We start from the raw sequence: 18,674 nt of genomic DNA on the forward strand, positions 1-18,674 counted from the left end.
TCATCCGAACGTCCCACGATGACGGCTCCATGACGGGAATGTCGGGGCGGGCAAGCGGGAAGGGTTCATCGGACTGATTTTGAAGCATTTTTTATGCCGGACCGGCAGCGGGAGCAGCCGGTCCGCAGGGGCGTTGCTAGACCAATTCCGCAAGGCGTTCAACCGAGCGGTCATTAGCCTTTCTGCGAGCCTTCAAGCGGCGTCGGCGAGGCGCGCCAGCACCTCGTCCCGGCCGAGGACCGCCATCACGTCGAACAGGCCCGGCGAGGTCGTCTTGCCGGTCAGCGCCGCACGCAAGGGCTGCGCCACCTGGCCAAGCTTGACGCCGCTCTCCTCAGCGAAGTCGCGGATCGCGCTCTCCAGTGGCGGCGGAGCCCAGTCGGCAACCGCCGAGAGCTTTTCCGCCAGCTTGGGCATACGCTGCCGGGCTGCATCGTCAAGCAAAGCGGCGGCTTTCGGCTCGAGCGCCAGAGGCCGCTGGGCATAGAGATAGGATGCGCTGTCGATCAGTTCGATCAGCGTCTTGGCGCGCTCCTTCAGGCCGGGCATCGCGGCCATCAGCTTGGCTTCCAGTTCCGCGGTCGGCTCTGTACCGATGCCGCGGGGCGGGCCGATCTCCGACCAGATCGCCTTCAGCGCCGTCATCAATTCGTGATCCTTAGCCTCGCGCATATAGAGGCCATTGAGGTTCTCGAGCTTGGCGTAGTCGAAGCGCGCCGGCGAGCGGCCGATCGAAGAGAGATTGAACAGCGAGATCATCTCCTCGGGCGAGAATATCTCCTGGTCGCCATGGCTCCAGCCGAGGCGCAGCAGATAGTTGCGCAGCGCGACCGGCAGATAGCCCATCGAGCGATAGGCTTCGATGCCGAGCGCGCCGTGCCGCTTCGACAGCTTGGCGCCATCGGCCCCGTGGATCAGCGGAATGTGCGACATGCTCGGCACGGTCCAGCTGAGCGCCTGGTAGATCTGGGTCTGCCGCGCGGCATTGGTCAGGTGGTCCGAGCCGCGGATGATATGGGTGATACCCATGTCGTGATCGTCGACGACCACGGCGAGCATATAGGTCGGATTGCCGTCCGAGCGCAGCAGCACGAGATCGTCGAGGTTCTCGTTCTGCCAGGTGACGCGGCCTTGGACCTCGTCCTCGACCACGGTCTCTCCGGTCTGCTCGGCCTTGAGGCGGATCACCGGCTTGACGCCTTCGGGCGCCGTTGACGGGTCGCGGTCGCGCCAGCGTCCGTCATAACGCCACTGCTTGCCCTCGGCGCGCGCCGCTTCGCGCTCCGCCTCGAGCTCCTGCGGCGTCGCATAGCAGTAGTAGGCTTTGCCGGCTGCGAGCATCTGCTCGGCGACCTCGCGATGGCGCGCCGCGCGCTGGAATTGGTAGACGGTCTGCCCGTCCCAATCGAGGCCGAGCCAGGCGAGGCCGTCGAGGATCGCGGCGATTGCACCCTCGGTCGAACGTTCGCGATCGGTGTCCTCGATGCGCAGCAGCATCTTGCCGCCATGGCGGCGGGCATAGAGCCAGTTGAACAGCGCGGTGCGGGCACCGCCAATGTGCAGGAATCCGGTTGGCGACGGCGCGAAGCGCGTGACGACCGTATCGCTCATGAAAACAGGCTCCGGGGGAACGGGCAGGCAAAAAGGCGAGGGCGGGCTGCAATGCGGGCCTCGGCCGGGGCTGACATCCGGCGCGGCCGCTGTAACATGCCTTGCCAGCCGCCGTTAAGAGCCTCCTGTGGGGACGGGCTCACCATTCGCGCGGTGGCGACGGGGGGTCGGATGCTCTCCTACGGGCCAGAAGAGCGCCGTAGCAGGGGACGTGCCGGCGTGCTGGCCTTGCCGGCGCGGCTGCGGCGCGTCGGCGGCTTCGCCTGGCCAGCAGCCTTGCCGTTGCACGAATGGGGCGGTCGGTTTCGCCGGGCCCTCGAAACCGAGGTCGAGCGGCGACGTCTGTTCAACTGGCTGCCGGTCTGCATGGGCGCCGGCGTGCTGCTCTATTTCCTGGCCGATCGTGAACCGGGGCTGGCCGCGCCGCTGGCCGGGCTGACGCTGTGCGCGCTCGCCGGGTGGCTGACGCGCCGCCGCCGTGCCGTCATGGCGGTCTGCATCGCAGCTGCGGCCATCTTCGCCGGTTTCGCAGCGGCTGCCTGGCGAACTGCCGGCATCGCCGCGCCTGCGCTGACGCGGAACCATGTCGGCAAGCTCACCGGCTTCGTCGAGGCGCTGGAGCAACGCGACAAGGGCGTGCGGATCGTCGTCCAGGTCACGGACCTGCCGGGCATCGAGGCCGCGCAGAGACCGCGGCGGGTGCGCGTCACCACGCCGGTGACGACGCTGAAGCCCGGCGACCATATCAGCGCGACGGCGCGCCTGTTGCCGCCGCCCGGCCCGGCGCGCCCCGGCGGCTATGATTTTGCCCGCGACGCCTTTTTCCAGGGCGTCGGGGCCGTCGGCAGCATTGCCGGCAAGATCACGCTCGCGCCGGCGCCGATCCAGATGCCGCGCCGGCTCGCCTTGGCGGTCGCGATCGACCAGGCCCGCAACGCGCTGACCGAACGCATCGCGACGAGTGGCGGCGGGCAGGCGGGGGCGATGGCGGCGGCGCTGGTCACCGGCAAGCGTGGGCTGATCAGCGAAGCAACCAACAACGACCTGCGCGCCGCGGGCATCTACCACATCGTCTCGATCTCCGGCCTGCACATGGTGCTCGCCGCTGGGACGATCTTCTGGCTGGCGCGGGCGCTGCTCGCACTCTCGCAGACGGCGGCGCTCTACTGGCCGGTGAAGAAGCTCGCGGCACTCGCAGCCATGGCCGGTGCGACCGCCTATTGCGTCTTCTCCGGCGCCGAGGTGGCGACCGTGCGCTCGCTGATCATGACGCTGGTGATGCTGGGGGCGATCCTGGTCGACCGGCCGGCGCTCTCCATGCGCAATCTTGCGCTCGCTGCGATCATCGTGCTGCTGCGCGAGCCCGAGGCCGTGCTCGGCCCGAGTTTCCAGATGTCGTTCGGGGCGGTCGCGGCTTTGATCGCCTTCGCCGAGCGCTGGCAGGAGCGCCCGCCCGACGCCGCTGCCGCATCCTGGCCCTGGCCGCTGCGCCCGCTCTGGCTCTCGGCCGTGGGTATCGTGACTACGACCATGGTCGCGACCGCGGCAACGGCGCCCTATGGCGTCTTCCATTTCCAGACCTTCAACCCGTTCGGCCTGCTCGGCAATGCGCTGGCGCTGCCCTTCGTCTCGCTGATCGTGATGCCGGCCGCCGTCTTCGGCGTGCTCGCCTATCCGTTCGGGCTCGACTGGCCGGCCTGGGCGCTGATGGGCTGGGCCTCTGGCCTCGTGCTCCAGCTCGCCCATTGGGTCGCCGGCATCGATCGTTCGACCATCGTGCTGCCGGCCTTCGGCTCGCTCGCCCTGATCCTGTTCTCGCTGTCGCTGCTCTGGCTGACTTTATGGACGACGGCGTTGCGGTTCCTCGCTGCCGTACCGTTGGTCGGCGGGCTGGCGCTGGCCTCGGCCCCGTCGCGGCCTGACATCCTGATCGAGCGCGACGGTTCCGGCGTGTTGGTACGTGGACCGGAGGGGAAGATGGTGCTCGCGGGCAAGCCGAGCCGCTTCGTGCTGACACAATGGCTGCATGCCGATGGCGATGCGCGCTTGCCGGATGATGCGGCCTTGCGGGAAGGCGCTGCCTGCGATGCGCGCGGCTGCGTCATCCGCCTGCCGGACGGCCGCAGCGTCGCCTATACGCGCGACCGCATCGCGCTGGTCGAGGATTGCCAGCGCGCCGATCTCGTGGTGACGTCGCTCTATTGGAGCGCGCCTTGCGCAGCCCGATTGATCGACCGCAGCGCGCTGATCCGTGACGGCGCGACCGCCTATCACGCGGCTCGCGGCGGCTGGCGCGCCTATACGGCCGACGAGGCTGCGCGCCTGCGCCCCTGGACGCGCGCACGGCCGGAGACACGGCCTGCTCCCGAATCCGCTCCTACGCCGACCCCCGTGGTTGCGGAGCCGTCACAGGATATCGAAGCGCTTCAGTAGCGCCGCATCAGGTTGACGAGGCGGCCCTGGATCTTGACCCGGTCCGGCCCGAGCACGCGCGTCTCATAGGCCGGGTTGGCGGCCTCGAGAGCGATCGAGGAGCCACGCTTGCGCAGCCGCTTCAGTGTCGCCTCCTCGTCGTCGATCAGGGCGACGATGATGTCGCCGGTATTGGCGCTGTCCTGCTTGCGGATCACGACGGTATCGCCGTCGAGGATGCCGGCTTCGATCATCGAATCGCCGCGGACTTCCAGCGCGTAATGCTCGCCGCCGCCAAGCATGTCGGCGGGCATGGACACGCTGTGGCTGCGATCCTGGATCGCCGAGATCGGCGTGCCGGCCGCGATCCGGCCCATGACCGGGATCGAGACGGTGGCGCGCCCGCTTTCCTCGGCGCCCGTGGGGCGCGGCTTCGCCAGGGTCGCGGCAGGAGCGGGCGGGGTCTGGCCGAGCCCGCCCTGGACGATGGAGGGGCTGAAGCGGGCGCGCTGCGCCTGCGGTCCGCCGATGCCGTCCGGCATCTTGATGACTTCGAGGGCGCGGGCCCGGTTCGGAAGCCGGCGAATGAATCCGCGCTCCTCCAGCGCCATGATCAGGCGGTGGATGCCGGATTTGGAGCGCAGGTCGAGCGCGTCCTTCATCTCGTCGAAGGAGGGCGGCACCCCGGATTCGCGCAGGCGCTCATGGATGAAGCGAAGCAGTTCAAACTGTTTGCGTGTCAGCATGGTCGCGCCGCTCGCCTCTCGGGCTGGAATCGAAACAAAGCACGAACACCATACTCGTTCGCCTTGTGTTCCGCAAGGCGCGTCCTGCCGCAAGGTGAACGGATTCAGCGCAGCGGGATAATGCGGCAAGGATCGCCTGCCTTGGCGGCCTCGGCAAAGACCGGGCGGATCACCAGGGCCTCGGCCCGCGACAAATTCGCCAGCATCGACGAATCCTGCTTGGCAAAGGGCCTGACGCGGCGCTCGCCATCGACCGTCTCGATGGTGGCGCGCAAATAGTCCTGGCGCTCGTCATTGGCCGGCAGATCGATGGCGAGGATGGCGGGCTCGCTGCGGTCGCGCTCGGGATCGTCGATGCCGAGTAGCGCCTCGACCAGCGGCATGGCGAAGAGATGCCCGCAGACGATCGAGGAGACCGGGTTGCCGGGGAGGCCGAGCGCGACCATGGGTCCGAGCCGGCCCATCATCATCGGCTTGCCCGGGCGCATCGCGATCTTCCAGAAGCCGAGCTCCATACCCTGCGCCTTCAGCGCCGCCTGGACGAGGTCGTGCTCGCCGACCGAGGCGCCGCCGAGCGTGATCAGCACGTCGGCGCCGGCCGTGCGCGCCGCCTCGATCTTGGCGGCGAGGTCGGGGTGGTTGTCGCGGGCGATGCCGAGGTCGAGCGCGATGCCGCCGGCCTGCTCGACCAGTGCGGCGAGCGCAAAGCTGTTGGAGGCGACGATCTGGTCGGGGCCGACCGGCTCGCCGGGCAGGACGAGCTCGTCGCCGGTGGCGAGGATCGCGACCAGCGGCTTGCGGCGGACCGCGAGCGCCGGGTGTCCCGCTGCCGCAGCGAGGCCGAGCGCGGCGCTATCGAGCCGGCGGCCGGCTTTCAGCAGGATTTCGCCGGTCCTGAAGTCGAGCCCCGCTAGGCGGACGAACTGGCCCTGGTCGGTGGGTTTGGTGACACGGATCACCGGGCCGCCGACGCCTTCGGCATGTTCCTGAATGAGGATCGTGTCCGCGCCTTCGGGCAATGGCGCTCCGGTAAATATTCGTACCGTCTCGCCAAGAGAAATCTTGCCGGAGAAGCCGCGACCGGCGGCGGACTCGCCGACAACGCGGAGCTCGGCGCCGCGCGCCAAATCCTCGGCACGTACGGCATAGCCGTCCATGGCTGAGTTGGCGAAAGGCGGCTGGGTCCGCAGCGCCGCGACGTCCTCGGCTAGCACGCGGCCGGCGCAATTAGCGAGCGGCAGCGTCTCGACCGGCGTCGGGCCGGGCACGCTGTTGAGCAGCGCCCTGAGTGCGACGGGTACGGGGGTGAGGCTCATGCCTATGGTCCTGCGAGCTCGTAGGTTCCGGATTTGCCGCCGGATTTATGCACGAGCTGGATGCCTTCGATATGCATGGCGCGATCAACCGCCTTCACCATGTCGTAGACGGTGAGGCAGGCGACGCTGACGGCGGTCAGCGCTTCCATCTCGACGCCGGTCTTGCCGGTGAGCTTGACCTCGGCACGAACCCGCACGCCAGGCAGGGTCTCGTCGATCGTAAGGTCCACTGCGATCTTGGTCAGCAGCAGCGGGTGGCAGAGCGGGATCAGTTCATGAGCGCGCTTGGCCGCCATGATGCCGGCGAGGCGGGCGGTGCCGAGGACGTCGCCCTTCTTGGCCTCGCCATCACGGACGATCGCCAGCGTCTCGGGCTGCATCACGACGTGGCCTTCGGCGACCGCGACGCGGACGGTCTCGGCCTTGTCGCCGACATCGACCATATGGGCCGCGCCCTTCTGGTCGAGATGGGTGAGGCGGCTCACGCCGCCGCCTCGGTGGTCTTGCCAGTCAGAAGCTCGCGCGTTGCAGCTGCCACGTCTGCCTGGCGCATCAGGCTCTCGCCGACCAGGAAGGTGTTGACGCCGCAGGCCTGCAGGCGGGCGATGTCGGCATGCGTGAAAATGCCGCTCTCGCCGACGAGCAGGCGGTCCTTCGGCACGCGCGGCGCCAATCGCTCGGTGACGGCGAGGTTGAGTTCGAAGCTGCGCAGGTCGCGATTGTTGATGCCGACCAGCCTGGTGTCGAGCGTCAGAGCCCGCTCCAGTTCGGCCTCGTCATGGACCTCGGCGAGCGCGGCCATGCCGAGCGCCTTCGCCGTGGCAGTGAGCTCGCGCGCCGCGGCATCGTCGAGCGAGGCCATGATGATCAGGATGCAGTCGGCGCCCCAGCTCCGCGCCTCGAAGACCTGGTAGGGCTCGAACATGAAGTCCTTGCGCAGGCCGGGCAGGCCGGAGGCGGCGCGCGCCTCGTCAAGGTATTCCGGCCGGCCCTGGAAGGAGGGCGTGTCGGTCAGGACCGAGAGGCAGGCGGCGCCGCCTTCGGCATAGGCCCTGGCCAGCGCCGGCGGGTCGAAATCGGCGCGGATCAGCCCCTTTGACGGAGAGGCCTTCTTGATCTCGGCAATCAGGGCCGGGCCGCCGGCGCGATGCTTGGCCTCCAGCGCGCCGATGAAGTCGCGTGGCGCCGGCATCGCCGCAGCGCGCTTTTCGATCTCGGCTTGCGGCACCGCGGCACGCGCTGCCGCGATCTCCTCGCGCTTATAGGCCTCGATCCGCTTCAGGATGTCGGACATGGGGCAGCCTCACGCATTGGAGCTAGCGACCAGGGTCGCGAGCGCAGCCTTGGCCTTGCCATTGTCCAACACCGCATAGGCCTGCGCCAGCCCCTCGCCAAGCGTGGCCGCCTTGCCGGCGACGACGAGCGCGGCGGCGGCGTTGAAGGCGGCGATGTCGCGGAACGCGCTCCTGGCGCCGCCGAGCACGTCCTGCAGCGCCTGCGCATTCTGTGCTGGCTCGCCGCCGCGCAGATCCTCAGGCTTCGCACGGGCGATGCCGACATCCTCGGGCGCGATCGAGAAGCTCTCGATCTTGCCGTCCTTCAGCGCGATCACGCGGGTCGGGCCGGTGGTGGTGATCTCGTCGAGGCCGTCGGAGCCGTGCACGGCCCAGACCGTCTTCGAGCCGAGCGATTGCAGCACCTTGACCATCGGCTCGAGCCAGGTTTCGGAGAAGGCGCCGATCAACTGCTTCTTGACGCCAGCCGGGTTCGAGAGCGGTCCGACCAGGTTGAAGATGGTGCGGGTGCCGAGCTCGGTGCGCACCGGTCCGACATGGCGCATCGAGGCGTGGTGGGTCGGCGCGAACATGAAGCCGACGCCGGCCTCTGCGATGCAGCGCTCGGTGCCGGCAGGTTCCAGCCCGACTTTGACGCCGAGTGCAGTCAGCACGTCGGCGGCGCCGGAGCGCGAGGAGGCGGCGCGGTTGCCGTGCTTGGCGACCGGCACGCCGCAGGCGGCGACGATGATCGAAGCCAGCGTCGAGACGTTGTAGGAGCCGGAGGCATCGCCACCGGTGCCGACGATATCGATGGCGTCGGCAGGGGCATCGACCGTGAGCATGCGCGAGCGCATCGCGGTGACGGCGCCGGCGATCTCCTCGGTAGTCTCGCCGCGCACCCGCAGCGCCATCAGGAAGGCGGCGGCCTGCGCATTCGTGACCTCGCCGGAGAGCATGGCCTCGAAGGCGTCGCGGGCTTCCTCGCGCGACAGCGAGGCGCCGGTCGCGACCTTGGCGATGAAGGGTTTGAAGTCGTCCATGGGAACTCGATCGATCAGGCTGTCGCGGAAAGGGCGGCTTTTTGATTCTGGCGCGACCATCGCTCGGCGAGATCGAGGAAATTGCGCAGGATCGTCGCGCCGTGCTCCGAGGCGATGCTCTCGGGGTGGAACTGCACGCCATGCACCGGCAGGTCGCGATGCGACAGCGCCATGATCATGCCGTCGCCGGATTCGGCCTCGATCGAGAGCTCTGCCGGGCAGCTTTCCCTGCGGACGACCAGCGAGTGATAGCGCGTCGCCTCGAGCGGGCCGTTGATGCCGTGGAACAGGCCGCGGGCGCGATGGGTGATGGTCGAGACCTTGCCGTGCATCGGCAGGGGGGCGCGCACCACCTCGCCGCCGAAGACCTGGCCGATCGCCTGCAGGCCGAGGCAGACGCCGAAGATCGGCTTTTGGCTAGCGCCTTCGCGGACGAGATCGAGGCAGATGCCGGCTTCGTTCGGCGTACAGGGGCCGGGCGAGAGCACGATCGCGTCATGGTCGCCGGAGAGGGCTTCGCCGACGGAGAGCATGTCGTTACGGCGCACGTCGACCGTGGCGCCGAGCCCGCCGATCAGGTGGACCAGGTTCCAGGTGAAGCTGTCGTAGTTGTCGATCAGCAGGATGCGCATTGCGTCGGGGCCGTCCCCACCCAGTTTCTCGGGTTTTGCACATGCCCCCGAACGCGCGTGCCGGTCAAGCGCGAGGGCGCGGAGCTGGTCGCTCCGCGCCCTCGCTGGGAGAGTTTCCTCAGTATGCTCCGTCATTCCGGCTGGAGCGAAGCGGAACGCCGGAATCCATCGTCGAGCTGTGCGCCCTGCGATGGATTCCGGAGCTGCGCTGCTCCGCAGCTTGTCCGGAATGACGGTGTGGTGGGCCGACCTACTTCACCCGGCGGTAGTGCGCCGTCATGAACTGGACCCACTCGCCATCCTCGCCCTTGCCGCGCGAGGACAGGATGTGGTGGTCCGGGCTCTTGATCTCGACGATGTCCTGATAGGCCGCCGTCTTGCCGGGATTGGCGAAGTCCGGGCCTTCGGTGTCGAGGGTCAGCACCGTTCCGTCGGCGCTGCGCGTGCCGGTGTAGACCCATTGGTTGCCCATCATCGAGCCGATGAAAGAGCCGACATAGCGCTCCTTCAGTGGATCATAGCCGAGCGTGATCCGGGTCTTCGCCGGGCTGCCGTCCGGCATCTGGCCTGTGCCGTCGCCGACGAGCCAGAGCCTGCCAATGGACGAGTAGGACTGTGTACCAGAAAACTTCATCGGCGGCTGGTCCGGGCCCATCATGCATTCGGTCTCGTAGGTCCATTCGCCGACGAGCTGGAGGAGCCAGTCATGTTCCGCCTGGGGCTTGGCCGGCGTGCAGCCGGACAGGTCGCCGGCCTGCGGTTTGTCGAGTTCTGCTGCGTTGCTCATGGTTCTTCCTCCTTGGCTTTGCTTCTGTGGCGTGGACAGTCGAATGCGCCGTGGTCAGGCCGCGGCAGCAACCAGTTGCGGTCGCTCGGTGGCCTGCTTGAGGGCGGCGAGGCCCTTCTCGAAATCGCCGCCGACCATGCGATCCATGTTGAAGATCGTGCCCATCAGCTTGCCGATGAACGGGCAGCCGCCCTGCATGTGCCAGGTCACCAGCGTACCGCCCTCTGCCGGGGTGAGGCTGAAGGTGATCAGGTTGTGGCAGGCCATGGGCTTGGTCATGTCGAGCGTGACGGCGAGCTTCACCGGCGCCTGGACCTCGACGATGGCGAGCTCGCCGGTGCCGGCCTGCTTGTTGCCGTCGAAGGCGTAGACGGCGCCGACACCGGAGGTCGCGCCCTTGAAGCTGCGCTTCATCGCCGGATCCTTCTTCTCATAGGGCGACCAGGCACCCCATTCCTGGAAGTCTGCGAGCAGGGCGAAGATGCGCTCGGGCGTCGCCCGGATCGTCGCGGAACGGCTGACCTCGAAAATATCGGGCTTGCGTGCGGCGACAATGAGGACGCCGGCGACGAAAGCGAGCACGGCGATGGCGAGATAGGTGAGCATGACGTTCTCCTGTTTTGACGGGCGCTTTGCTTGATATTCGCGACCGGTGAATTCCGGCCGGTCCGCACCAAGGACGTAGGCGCCTTGGGCGATCCGACAGGGCGGTCGAAAAAACTTTTCCCGCTTCCCCGCCGCCTCGGCTCGCTGCACAATCCCTTCAGGTTCCTGGCATCAGGAATCACTGGCAAGCGGTTGTCATCGATAAGTTTTCGGCTTTGATCGTATCCCGCCAGCGCCGTCTGATCGTCGCCCCTTTGAAGCAAGGACGAGCGAGCGGGCACGATGCCGACACGGCGCCCGGAGAAATTTTTAGCAGCGGTATCTCGCCGGCCTCAGCCGGCTGCGGCCTGTCCGCTTTCGCGCATCAGCCGGTCGATGTGCTGGCGGATATGGGCGGCTTCGCTAGCCGAGCCGGCGAGCCCGATGGCACGGTCGAAGGCGGCGCGCGCCTCGCGGCTGCGGCCAAGCTGCATCAGCAGCCAGCCCTTGAAGCCGAAGAAGTAGAAATAGCCCGAGAGCTGCTGTTCCAGCGGCTCGACCATGGCGAGCGCTGCCTCCGGCCCACGCAGCTTGGCGATGGCGACGGCGCGGTTGAGTGTGATGACCGGCGAAGGCTGGATATGTTCAAGCGTGGCGTAGAGGACATCGATCTGGGCCCAGTCGGTCTCGTCCGGCCGCGCGGCGCGAGCATGGACACCAGCGATCCCGGCCTGGATCTGGTAGGGGCCGGGCCTGCGGTGGCGCATCGCCTTGTCGACGAGAGCGAGCCCTTCGGCGATCATTTCGCGATCCCAGAGCGAACGATCCTGGTCCTCGAGCAGGATGATCTGGCCGCCGGCATCAAGTCTGGCCGGCGCGCGGGCGTGCTGGAGCAGCATCAGCGCCAATAGGCCCATGATCTCCGGCTCTGTCGGGAATAGCCGCAGCAGCAGCCGCATCAGCCGGATCGCTTCCTCGCTGAAGGGGCGGCGGCGGTCGCCCTCGGCGCCACTCGCAGAATAGCCCTCGTTGAAGACGAGGTAGAGCATCGCGGCCACCGCCGCGAGGCGCTCGGCGCGCTCGACCGGGCCGGGAGTCTCAAAGGGAACGTCGGCAGCGGCGACCCGCGCCTTGGCGCGGGTGATGCGCTGCTCCATCGCGCTCTCGCCGACGAGGAAGGCGCGAGCGATCTGCTTCACCGTCAGCCCCGAGACGATGCGCAGGGCCAGCGCGACCTGCTGTGTCGATGGCAGGTCGGGATGGCAGCAGATGAACAGCAGCCGCAGGATGTCGTCGCGGTAATGGCCGCCGTCGAGCCGCTCGGCAACCTCGCTCTCGGCATCGTCGAGGTCGGAAAGCTGGTCGTCTTCCGGCAGGGCCGTTTGCTTCTTTTGCCGCCTGACCTGGTCGAGCGCGACATTGCGGCCGACGAAGATCAGCCAGGCGGCGGGATCGCGCGGCGGGCCGTTCTGCGGCCAGGTCCGGAGCGCCCTCAAGCACGCCTCTTGATAGGCCTCCTCGGCGACATCGAGATCGCGGAAATAGCGCAGCAGGGCGCTGATCGCCTGAGGCCGCGCCGAGGTCAGCGCCGCGTGGATCCAGGCGATCTCGGCCATGATCAGACTCCGGCCGGATAGTAGACGGCGAGCGGGCGGACCTCGAAGGCGCCGCCTGGATTGGCCTCGCCGAGCTCCCGCGCAATGCCGAGCGCCTCGTCGAGGTCGGCGACGTCGACGATGTAGAAGCCGAGGAACTGTTCCTTGGTCTCGGCGAAGGGGCCGTCGAGGATCAGCGGCGGATCGCGGTCCTTGCGCAGCGTCGTCGCGGCGGTGGTCGGCAGCAGCCTTGCGACCGGGCCGAGCTTTCCTTCCTTGGCGATGCGCTGGCGGATCTTTTCGAGGCGGCCCATGACCTCGTCGTTCTGCTCCTTCGACCAGGCCATGACGACCTCTTCGGAATGATAGCAAAGGATGGCGTAGTGCATGCGCAGCGCTCCGATTCAGGCCAAGGACGTTTGGCCGAGCCGGCAGCCGACAGGGCCGGGCAGAAAAAATCAAGCTGCGTCGATCTTCCTCCAGACGATGTCATCCCGGGCGACCGTAGGGAGACCCGGGACCCATTCCGGAACCTCTTTCGGAAAGGCTCAGGCATGGATCCCGGATCTTCGCTTCGCTGCGTCCGGGATGACGGCGCGGGAGGCGAGAAGGGGCTAAACGGCAGGCGGGTTGAGCCGGGCGAAGCCTTCCTGGCGATGATAGGGGAAGGCCGGGTAGGGCGGCACCGTCGCGCTCGCGGTGTCGAGCTTGGCGATCTGCTCGGGCGTCAGGGCCCAGCCGACGGCGCCGAGATTGTCGCGCAATTGCGTCTCGTTGCGGGCGCCGATGATCACCGAGGCGACGGTCGGACGCTGCAGCAGCCAGTTGATCGCGATCTGTGGGACGCTCTTGCCGATCTCCTTGGCGAGCGCGTCGAGCACATCGACGATGTCGTAGAGCTTTTCGTCGTCGACCGGCGGCCCGAAATCGGCGGTCTGGTGCAGGCGGCTGCCTTCAGGCAGTTTCTGGCCACGCCGGATCTTGCCGGTGAGGCGGCCCCAGCCGAGTGGGCTCCAGACCAGCGCCCCGACGCCCTGATCGAGGCCGAGTGGCATCAGGTCGAACTCGTAGTCGCGGCCGACCAGCGAATAATAAACCTGATGCGCGACGTAGCGCGGGAAACCGTGCTTCTCGGCGAGAGCGAGCGACTTCATGAGCTGCCAGCCGGCGAAGTTGGAGACGCCGACCTGGCGGATCTTGCCGGCGCGAACCAGCGCGTCGAGCGTCGACAGCACCTCTTCGATCGGTGTGAAGGCGTCGAAGGCATGGAGCTGGAGCAGGTCGATATGGTCGGTGCCGAGCCGGCGCAACGCGCTTTCCGTGCCATCGATCAATCGGCTGCGCGAGGAGCCGGCGTCGTTGGGGCCATCGCCCATCGGCAGGGTCATCTTGGTCGAGATCAGGACCTTGTCGCGCCGACCCTTGATCGCAGCGCCGAGGATCTCCTCGGAGGCACCGTTCGAATAGACGTCGGCGGTGTCGAACAGGTTGAGCCCGGCTTCGAGGCAGATGTCGACGAGGCGGGTCGCATCCTTGGCGTCGCTGGTGCCCCAGGCGCTGAAGAGCGGACCCTGGCCGCCGAAGGTGCCGGCGCCGAAGCTGAGCGCCGGGACCTTGAGGCCGGAGCGGCCGAGATATCTGTAGTCCATGGTTGAGTTCCTTCTGCGAAACTTTTGAAAATACTGGTCACTGGCAGGAGGCGGGGGCGGTCTGCAGCGCCACCCGCCCGCACTTGTCGAGGCGCAGGCTGATCATGGCCAGCGCCAGGCTCGCCAGCGGCACCAGGGCGGCGACCCAGGTCACGGCGGCAAGCCCCGGCCCATGGTCGATGGTAATGCCGCCGAGCCAGGCGCCGAAGGCATTGCCGAGGTTGAAGGCGGCGATGTTGAGGCTGGAGGCGAGATTACGCCCAGCCGGCCCCGCCTTGTCGAGCACGCGCATCTGCAAGGGGGCGACGGTGGCGAAGGCGGCGGCGCCGATCAGCCCGACGAAGATCGTGACCGCAATCGGGTTATGCAGTGCTGCCGTCATCGCGAAGAGCACGATGGCGAGCGTGGCCGTGGTCGCGAGCAGGGCGACGGGCAGGTTGCGATCGGCGAGCTTGCCGCCGAGCATGTTGCCGACGATCAGGCCGAGGCCGAAGAGCAGCAGGATCGGCGAGACGGCCTCCTGCGAGAAGCCGGTGATCTCGACCAGGATCGGCTGGATGTAAGTGAACACCGCGAAGACACCGCCGAAGCCGAGCACGGTCATGGCGAGGCCGAGCAGCACCTGGGGGTCGGCGAGCGTTGCGAGTTCCTGGCGCAGCGGGGCGACCTCGACCTTGCCCTTATCCGCCGGAACCAGGCGGGCGAGCACCAGCATGGCGATAACGCCGATCGCGGCGATGGTCCAGAAGGTGGCGCGCCAGCCGAAATGCAGGCCGAGCCAGGCGCCGGCGGGGACGCCGAGCAGGGTCGCGATGGTGAGGCCGGTGAACATCACGGCGATGGCCGAGGCCTTCTTGTCCTCGGGGACGAGGCTGGTCGCGACGACCGAGCCGACGCCGAAGAAGGTGCCATGCGCGAGCGAGGTGACGATGCGCGCGACCATCAGCAGCCCGTAGCTCGGCGCGATCGCACAGGCGATGTTGCCGAGGGTGAAGATCGCCATCAGCAGGATCAGCACCTGCTTGCGCGGCAGCTTGCGTGTCGCCAGCGTCAGGATGGGCGCGCCGACGAAGACGCCGAGCGCATAGCCGGAGATCAGGAGGCCGGCCATCGAGACGGACACGCCGAGATCGGTCGCGACCTGCAACAACAGGCCCATGATGACGAATTCGGTGGTGCCGATGCCAAAGGCACCGGCGGTGAGGGCATAGACGGCAATGGGCATGGCAGGCTCCGCGCATGGCGCATGGGAACGGTCCCCGAGCAGATGGCGCGGCGCAGCTAATGGAACTAGGATGCCGTCCGTAACATCACTTGTGACTTGAGTTCATCATGGCAGCTCTGCTCAGCAACCGCTCTGGCGAGATGGAGGTGTTCTCCGCCGTGGTCGAGCGCGGCGGTTTCTCCGCTGCCGCCAAGATATTCGGCATGACGCCGTCGGCGGTCAGCAAGCTGGTGACCCGGCTGGAGGCCCGGCTCGGCGCCCGGTTGGTCAATCGCTCGACGCGCAAGCTGCAATTGACGGCGGAAGGGCAGGCCTTCCACCAGCGCTGCGTCACCATCCTCTCCGATATCGCCGAGGCGGAATGCGAGGCGGCAGCGGGGCGGGCGCCGCGCGGCCGGGTGCGGGTCAACGCCAATGTCGCCTTCGGCAATCAGGTACTGCTGCCGCTGGTGCCAGCTTTCCTCGCCGAGCATCCCGAGCTCTCGCTCGATCTCGTCCTGACCGACCAGGTCGTCGACCTGATCGAGGAGCGGGCGGATATCGCGATCCGCGTCGCGCCCGGTCCCTTGCGCGGCAACCAGTTGATGGCGCGCAAGATCGGCGAGAGCGGCGTCGCCGTCGTCGCCTCACCCGATTACCTTGCCCGCCATGGCGAGCCGAAGACGCCGGCCGAACTCGAGAAGCACAATCTGATCGGCTTCAACTTCGCCCGTTCGGTCGAGGGCTGGCCGTTTCGCGTCAATGGCGAGCTGATCTCGATCGCGGCGGTCGGCAATCTGCTGGTCGGCGATGGCGAGATCGCGCGCCAGCTCGCCGTCGCCGGCACTGGGCTCGCCCGGCTCGGGCGCTTTCACACCGAGGCCGAGGTCGCCGCAGGGCGGCTCGTCACGGTGCTGGAGGATTTCAACGCCGGCGACATCGAGGTGATCCACGCCGTCTATCTTGGCCAGGGCGGCTTCGTGCCGGCGCGGATGCGGGCGTTCATCGACTTCCTGGCGAGGAATGTCCGAATACGAGCCTAACAACCGTTAGAATTAGCTCAGCAGCAAACTGTCGTCGGCGAGCTCCTCGCCGCGCACCTGCTTGAACAGCTGCAGGAGGTCCGGCACGTCCATCGTCTTGCGGCGCTCGCCGGCGATGTCGAAGGCGACCTTGCCTTCGTGGAGCATCACGGTGCGGTTGCCATGGTCGAGCGCGTCGCGCATCGAATGGGTGACCATCAGCGCGGTCAGCTTCTGGTCCTCGACGATGCGCTGCGTCAGGTCGAGCACGAAGGCTGCGGTGCGCGGATCGAGCGCGGCGGTATGCTCGTCGAGCAGCAATGTCTTGGTTCCCGCCAGCGTCGACATCAGCAGGCTGACCGCCTGGCGCTGTCCGCCCGACAGGAGCCCCATCGAATCGCCGAGTCGGTTCTCCAAGCCAAGACCGAGCATCGCCAGCTTGTCGCGGAACAGAGCCCGGCGTGGCTTGTCGAGTGCCGGGCCGAGGCCACGAACGCGGCCGCGTGCCTGGGCCAGCGCCATGTTCTCCTCGATCGTCAGCCGCTCGCAGGTGCCGGCCATCGGGTCCTGGAAGACGCGGGCGATCAGGCCGGCCCGTTTTGCGGTCGGCCAGCGCGTCACGTCGATGCCGTCGACCTCAACCGTGCCGCGCTCGGCCCGGGCATCGCCGCTGAGGACGTTGAGCAGCGTCGACTTGCCGGCGCCGTTCGAGCCGATGACGGTGATGAACTCACCATCCGACACCGTCAGGTCGAGCCCGCGCAGCGCCCGGTTCTCCAGCGGCGTGCCGCGCCCGAAGGTGACATGGACGTCCCGGACGCTGATCATGGCGCGCTCCGCTTGAACAGGTCGCGCAGCGGATTGGCGACACCAGGCAGCATCAGGGCGATGCCGACCAGCACCGCCGTGACGAGGTTGAGATCGGAGGCGCGCAGGCCGAGCCAGCCGGCATTCAGGGCGAGCGCGATGGCGAGGCGGTAGGCGATGGCGCCGATCAGGCAGGAGAAGATGGCGACGACGATCGACCTCGTGCGGAAGATGGTCTCACCCAGGATCACGGCGGCGAGGCCGGCGATGATGGTGCCGGTGCCGATGCTGACATCGGCGAAGCCCGCCGTCTGCGCGAACAGCGCGCCGGCCAAGGCAACGAGGCCATTGGAGAGGGCGACGCCGACATAGATGTACATGTCGGTGCGGATGCCCTGCGCCCGCGCCATGCGCGGATTGGCGCCGGTGGCGCGCATTGCAAGGCCAAACTCGGTCTTCAGGAAGCGGGAGAGCAGGGCGGCGATCACGGTGACGATGATCAACAGGGCGAGCACCCGCAAGGTCGGACGGGCGGGCAATCCCATCGCCGCGATGAACGGGTTCAGCCAGGTGAAGAAGTCGATCACCGTCGGCCGATTCATCAGCGGGATGTTGGGCACGCCCATCACCCGCAGGTTGATCGAGAACAGCGCCGTCATCGTCAGGATGCCGGCGAGCAGATGCAGGATCGCGAAGCGGATGTTGAGCCAGGCGGTGACCGTGCCTGCGAGGCAGCCGGCGACGATCGCCGCCAACGTGGCGAAGACCGGATTGATGCCGCCCGCGATCATCGCCGCGGCGACGGCGGCGCCGAGCGGCAAGGTCCCGTCGACCGTCAGATCGGGAAAGTCGAGGACACGGAAGGTGATGTAGACGCCGAGCGCCACGAGAGCGAACACCAGTCCGATCTCGATGGCGCCCAGGGTGGCGATGAGACTCATCGGTCGCCCTGCTTGTTCTGTTCTGGAATGAGTGAGCGGCCGGTCGCGGAGGCGCAGAATGCCGCCGCCTCAGATCAGTTGATCACCTGCTTGGCGCGCGCCTGCACGGCCGGCGGGATGGTCACGCCCATGGCGGCAGCCGCTTTGGCATTGATGACGAGATTGCTGCCGCTGGCGTTCTTGACCGGGATGCTACCGGGCTTCTCGCCCTTGAGGACGCGCCCGACCACCGCGCCCGTCTCCAGACCGACCTGGAAATAGTCGAAGCCGATCGAGGCGACCGAGCCCTTCTGGACGGACTCGGTGTCGCCGGTGAAGACCGGCAGCTTGTTGTCGGCGCCGACGTTCAGAACCGTGCCAAGCGCGGAGATGATGGTGTTGTCGGTGGGCAGGTAGATCGCATCGACCTTGCCGACCAGGTTCTGCGCTGCGCCGGAGACATCGGCGGTGCGGCCAGCCGAGGCCTCGACGATCTGCAGGCTGCGGGCCGGCGCCAGGGCCTTGATCGCGTTGAGAAGCGCGACGCTGTTGGCCTCGCCCGGATTGTAGACGACGCCGATCTTCTTGGCCGCCGGGACCAGCTCCTTGATCAGGTCGAACTGGGCTTCCAGTGGCGAGAAGTCGGAAATGCCGGTGACGTTGCCGCCCGGCGCCTGCCTGTCCTTGACGATCTGGGCTGCGACCGGATCCGTCACTGCGGTGAACACCACCGGAATCGTCTGCGTCGCCGTGACCATCGCCTGGGCGGAAGGGGTCGCGATCGCGACGATCACGTTCGGGTTCTCGCCCGCGAACTTCTGGGCGATCTGCGCCGCCGTCGCGGGCGAGCCTTGCGCCGATTCGTAGCGGAAGATCAGGTTGGCGCCGTCCTTGTAGCCGGCCTCCTCCAGCGCCTTCTTGACGCCGTCGCGGGCTGCATCGAGCGCCGGATGCTCGACGATCGCGGTGACGGCCACCGTCACCTTCTGGGCCTGCTGGGCGATGGCGGCCGTGCCGGCCAGAAGCGCCAGAGCGATACCGCTGCTGATCATGGTTGCGCGCAAACGCATG

Annotated in this window: 18 protein-coding genes; 2 read left to right on the plus strand and 16 right to left on the minus strand. The window is 67.7% G+C overall.

The annotated features are described in order from the left end of the window. Window positions 1–192: 192 nt before the first annotated feature. Entirely contained in the window at window positions 193–1,611 is a 1,419-nt protein-coding gene (gltX, locus tag B6S44_RS03760) for a glutamate--tRNA ligase (RefSeq protein ID WP_129155387.1), read from the minus strand. A gap of 171 nt (window positions 1,612–1,782) precedes the next feature. Between gltX and B6S44_RS03765 the strand changes: the two genes are divergently transcribed. Next, window positions 1,783–4,044, plus strand: a complete 2,262-nt coding sequence (locus B6S44_RS03765; RefSeq protein ID WP_164985711.1) for a ComEC/Rec2 family competence protein — start codon at window positions 1,783–1,785, stop codon at window positions 4,042–4,044. Here the strand turns inward: B6S44_RS03765 and lexA are convergent. From lexA to B6S44_RS03825, 12 genes are all read right to left on the minus strand, one after another. Beyond that, the gene (gene lexA, locus B6S44_RS03770; protein ID WP_129155389.1) at window positions 4,038–4,769 is read right to left on the minus strand and encodes a transcriptional repressor LexA; all 732 of its coding nucleotides are present in this window, start codon (window positions 4,767–4,769) and stop codon (window positions 4,038–4,040) included. The two genes, B6S44_RS03765 and lexA, sit on opposite strands and share 7 nt — an antisense overlap. A gap of 104 nt (window positions 4,770–4,873) precedes the next feature. Then, on the minus strand, window positions 4,874–6,085 hold the full coding sequence (locus B6S44_RS03775) for a molybdopterin molybdotransferase MoeA (RefSeq protein ID WP_129155390.1): 1,212 nt from the start codon (window positions 6,083–6,085) through the stop codon (window positions 4,874–4,876). A gap of 2 nt (window positions 6,086–6,087) precedes the next feature. Next, window positions 6,088–6,570 (minus strand): cyclic pyranopterin monophosphate synthase MoaC, encoded by a 483-nt coding sequence (moaC, locus tag B6S44_RS03780; RefSeq protein WP_129155391.1) that lies wholly within the window; start codon window positions 6,568–6,570, stop codon window positions 6,088–6,090. Then, window positions 6,567–7,379, minus strand: a complete 813-nt coding sequence (trpC, locus tag B6S44_RS03785; RefSeq protein ID WP_129155392.1) for an indole-3-glycerol phosphate synthase TrpC — start codon at window positions 7,377–7,379, stop codon at window positions 6,567–6,569. Before trpC ends, moaC begins: the two co-directional genes overlap by 4 nt. 9 nt (window positions 7,380–7,388) lie before the next feature. Further along, complete coding sequence (gene trpD / locus B6S44_RS03790; protein ID WP_129155393.1) at window positions 7,389–8,402, minus strand: anthranilate phosphoribosyltransferase; 1,014 nt, start codon at window positions 8,400–8,402, stop codon at window positions 7,389–7,391. Window positions 8,403–8,416: 14 nt separating this feature from the next. After that, window positions 8,417–9,034 carry an anthranilate synthase component II gene (locus B6S44_RS03795; protein WP_129155394.1) on the minus strand — a complete coding sequence of 206 codons (618 nt, stop codon included), beginning with the start codon at window positions 9,032–9,034 and terminating at the stop codon, window positions 8,417–8,419. A gap of 250 nt (window positions 9,035–9,284) precedes the next feature. Continuing rightward, window positions 9,285–9,821: a DUF1579 domain-containing protein gene (locus tag B6S44_RS03800; RefSeq protein WP_129155395.1), complete on the minus strand. Its 537-nt coding sequence runs from the start codon at window positions 9,819–9,821 to the stop codon at window positions 9,285–9,287. A gap of 54 nt (window positions 9,822–9,875) precedes the next feature. After that, window positions 9,876–10,427, minus strand: a complete 552-nt coding sequence (locus B6S44_RS03805; RefSeq protein ID WP_129155396.1) for an SRPBCC family protein — start codon at window positions 10,425–10,427, stop codon at window positions 9,876–9,878. Between the two features lie 332 nt (window positions 10,428–10,759). Continuing rightward, window positions 10,760–12,022, minus strand: a complete 1,263-nt coding sequence (locus B6S44_RS03810) for an RNA polymerase sigma factor (RefSeq protein ID WP_129155397.1) — start codon at window positions 12,020–12,022, stop codon at window positions 10,760–10,762. A gap of 2 nt (window positions 12,023–12,024) precedes the next feature. Further along, window positions 12,025–12,390, minus strand: coding sequence for a YciI family protein (locus tag B6S44_RS03815; protein ID WP_129155398.1), 366 nt, complete (start codon window positions 12,388–12,390; stop codon window positions 12,025–12,027). Window positions 12,391–12,615: 225 nt separating this feature from the next. Beyond that, a complete protein-coding gene (locus B6S44_RS03820; RefSeq protein ID WP_129155399.1) occupies window positions 12,616–13,650 on the minus strand; it encodes an aldo/keto reductase in 1,035 nt (344 codons plus the stop codon). A 37-nt stretch (window positions 13,651–13,687) separates the two neighbouring features. After that, window positions 13,688–14,875, minus strand: coding sequence for an MFS transporter (locus B6S44_RS03825; protein ID WP_129155400.1), 1,188 nt, complete (start codon window positions 14,873–14,875; stop codon window positions 13,688–13,690). 107 nt (window positions 14,876–14,982) lie between these two features. Here B6S44_RS03825 and B6S44_RS03830 point away from each other — a divergent pair, with 107 nt between their 5' ends. Continuing rightward, on the plus strand, window positions 14,983–15,897 hold the full coding sequence (locus B6S44_RS03830) for a LysR family transcriptional regulator (RefSeq protein ID WP_129155401.1): 915 nt from the start codon (window positions 14,983–14,985) through the stop codon (window positions 15,895–15,897). Between the two features lie 12 nt (window positions 15,898–15,909). On the opposite strand, the gene B6S44_RS03835 is transcribed toward B6S44_RS03830, so the two are convergent. From B6S44_RS03835 to B6S44_RS03845, 3 genes are all read right to left on the minus strand, one after another. Next, window positions 15,910–16,704: an ABC transporter ATP-binding protein gene (locus tag B6S44_RS03835; protein ID WP_129155402.1), complete on the minus strand. Its 795-nt coding sequence runs from the start codon at window positions 16,702–16,704 to the stop codon at window positions 15,910–15,912. Further along, window positions 16,701–17,624, minus strand: a complete 924-nt coding sequence (locus tag B6S44_RS03840; protein ID WP_129155403.1) for an ABC transporter permease — start codon at window positions 17,622–17,624, stop codon at window positions 16,701–16,703. The genes B6S44_RS03835 and B6S44_RS03840 overlap by 4 nt, the downstream gene beginning before the upstream one ends. Window positions 17,625–17,698: 74 nt before the next feature. Then, window positions 17,699–18,673 carry an ABC transporter substrate-binding protein gene (locus tag B6S44_RS03845; RefSeq protein WP_129155404.1) on the minus strand — a complete coding sequence of 325 codons (975 nt, stop codon included), beginning with the start codon at window positions 18,671–18,673 and terminating at the stop codon, window positions 17,699–17,701. Window position 18,674: the final 1 nt, after the last annotated feature.

The sequence above is a fragment of the Allobosea sp. Tri-44 genome, assembly GCF_004123845.1.
Lineage (GTDB): Bacteria > Pseudomonadota > Alphaproteobacteria > Rhizobiales > Beijerinckiaceae > Allobosea.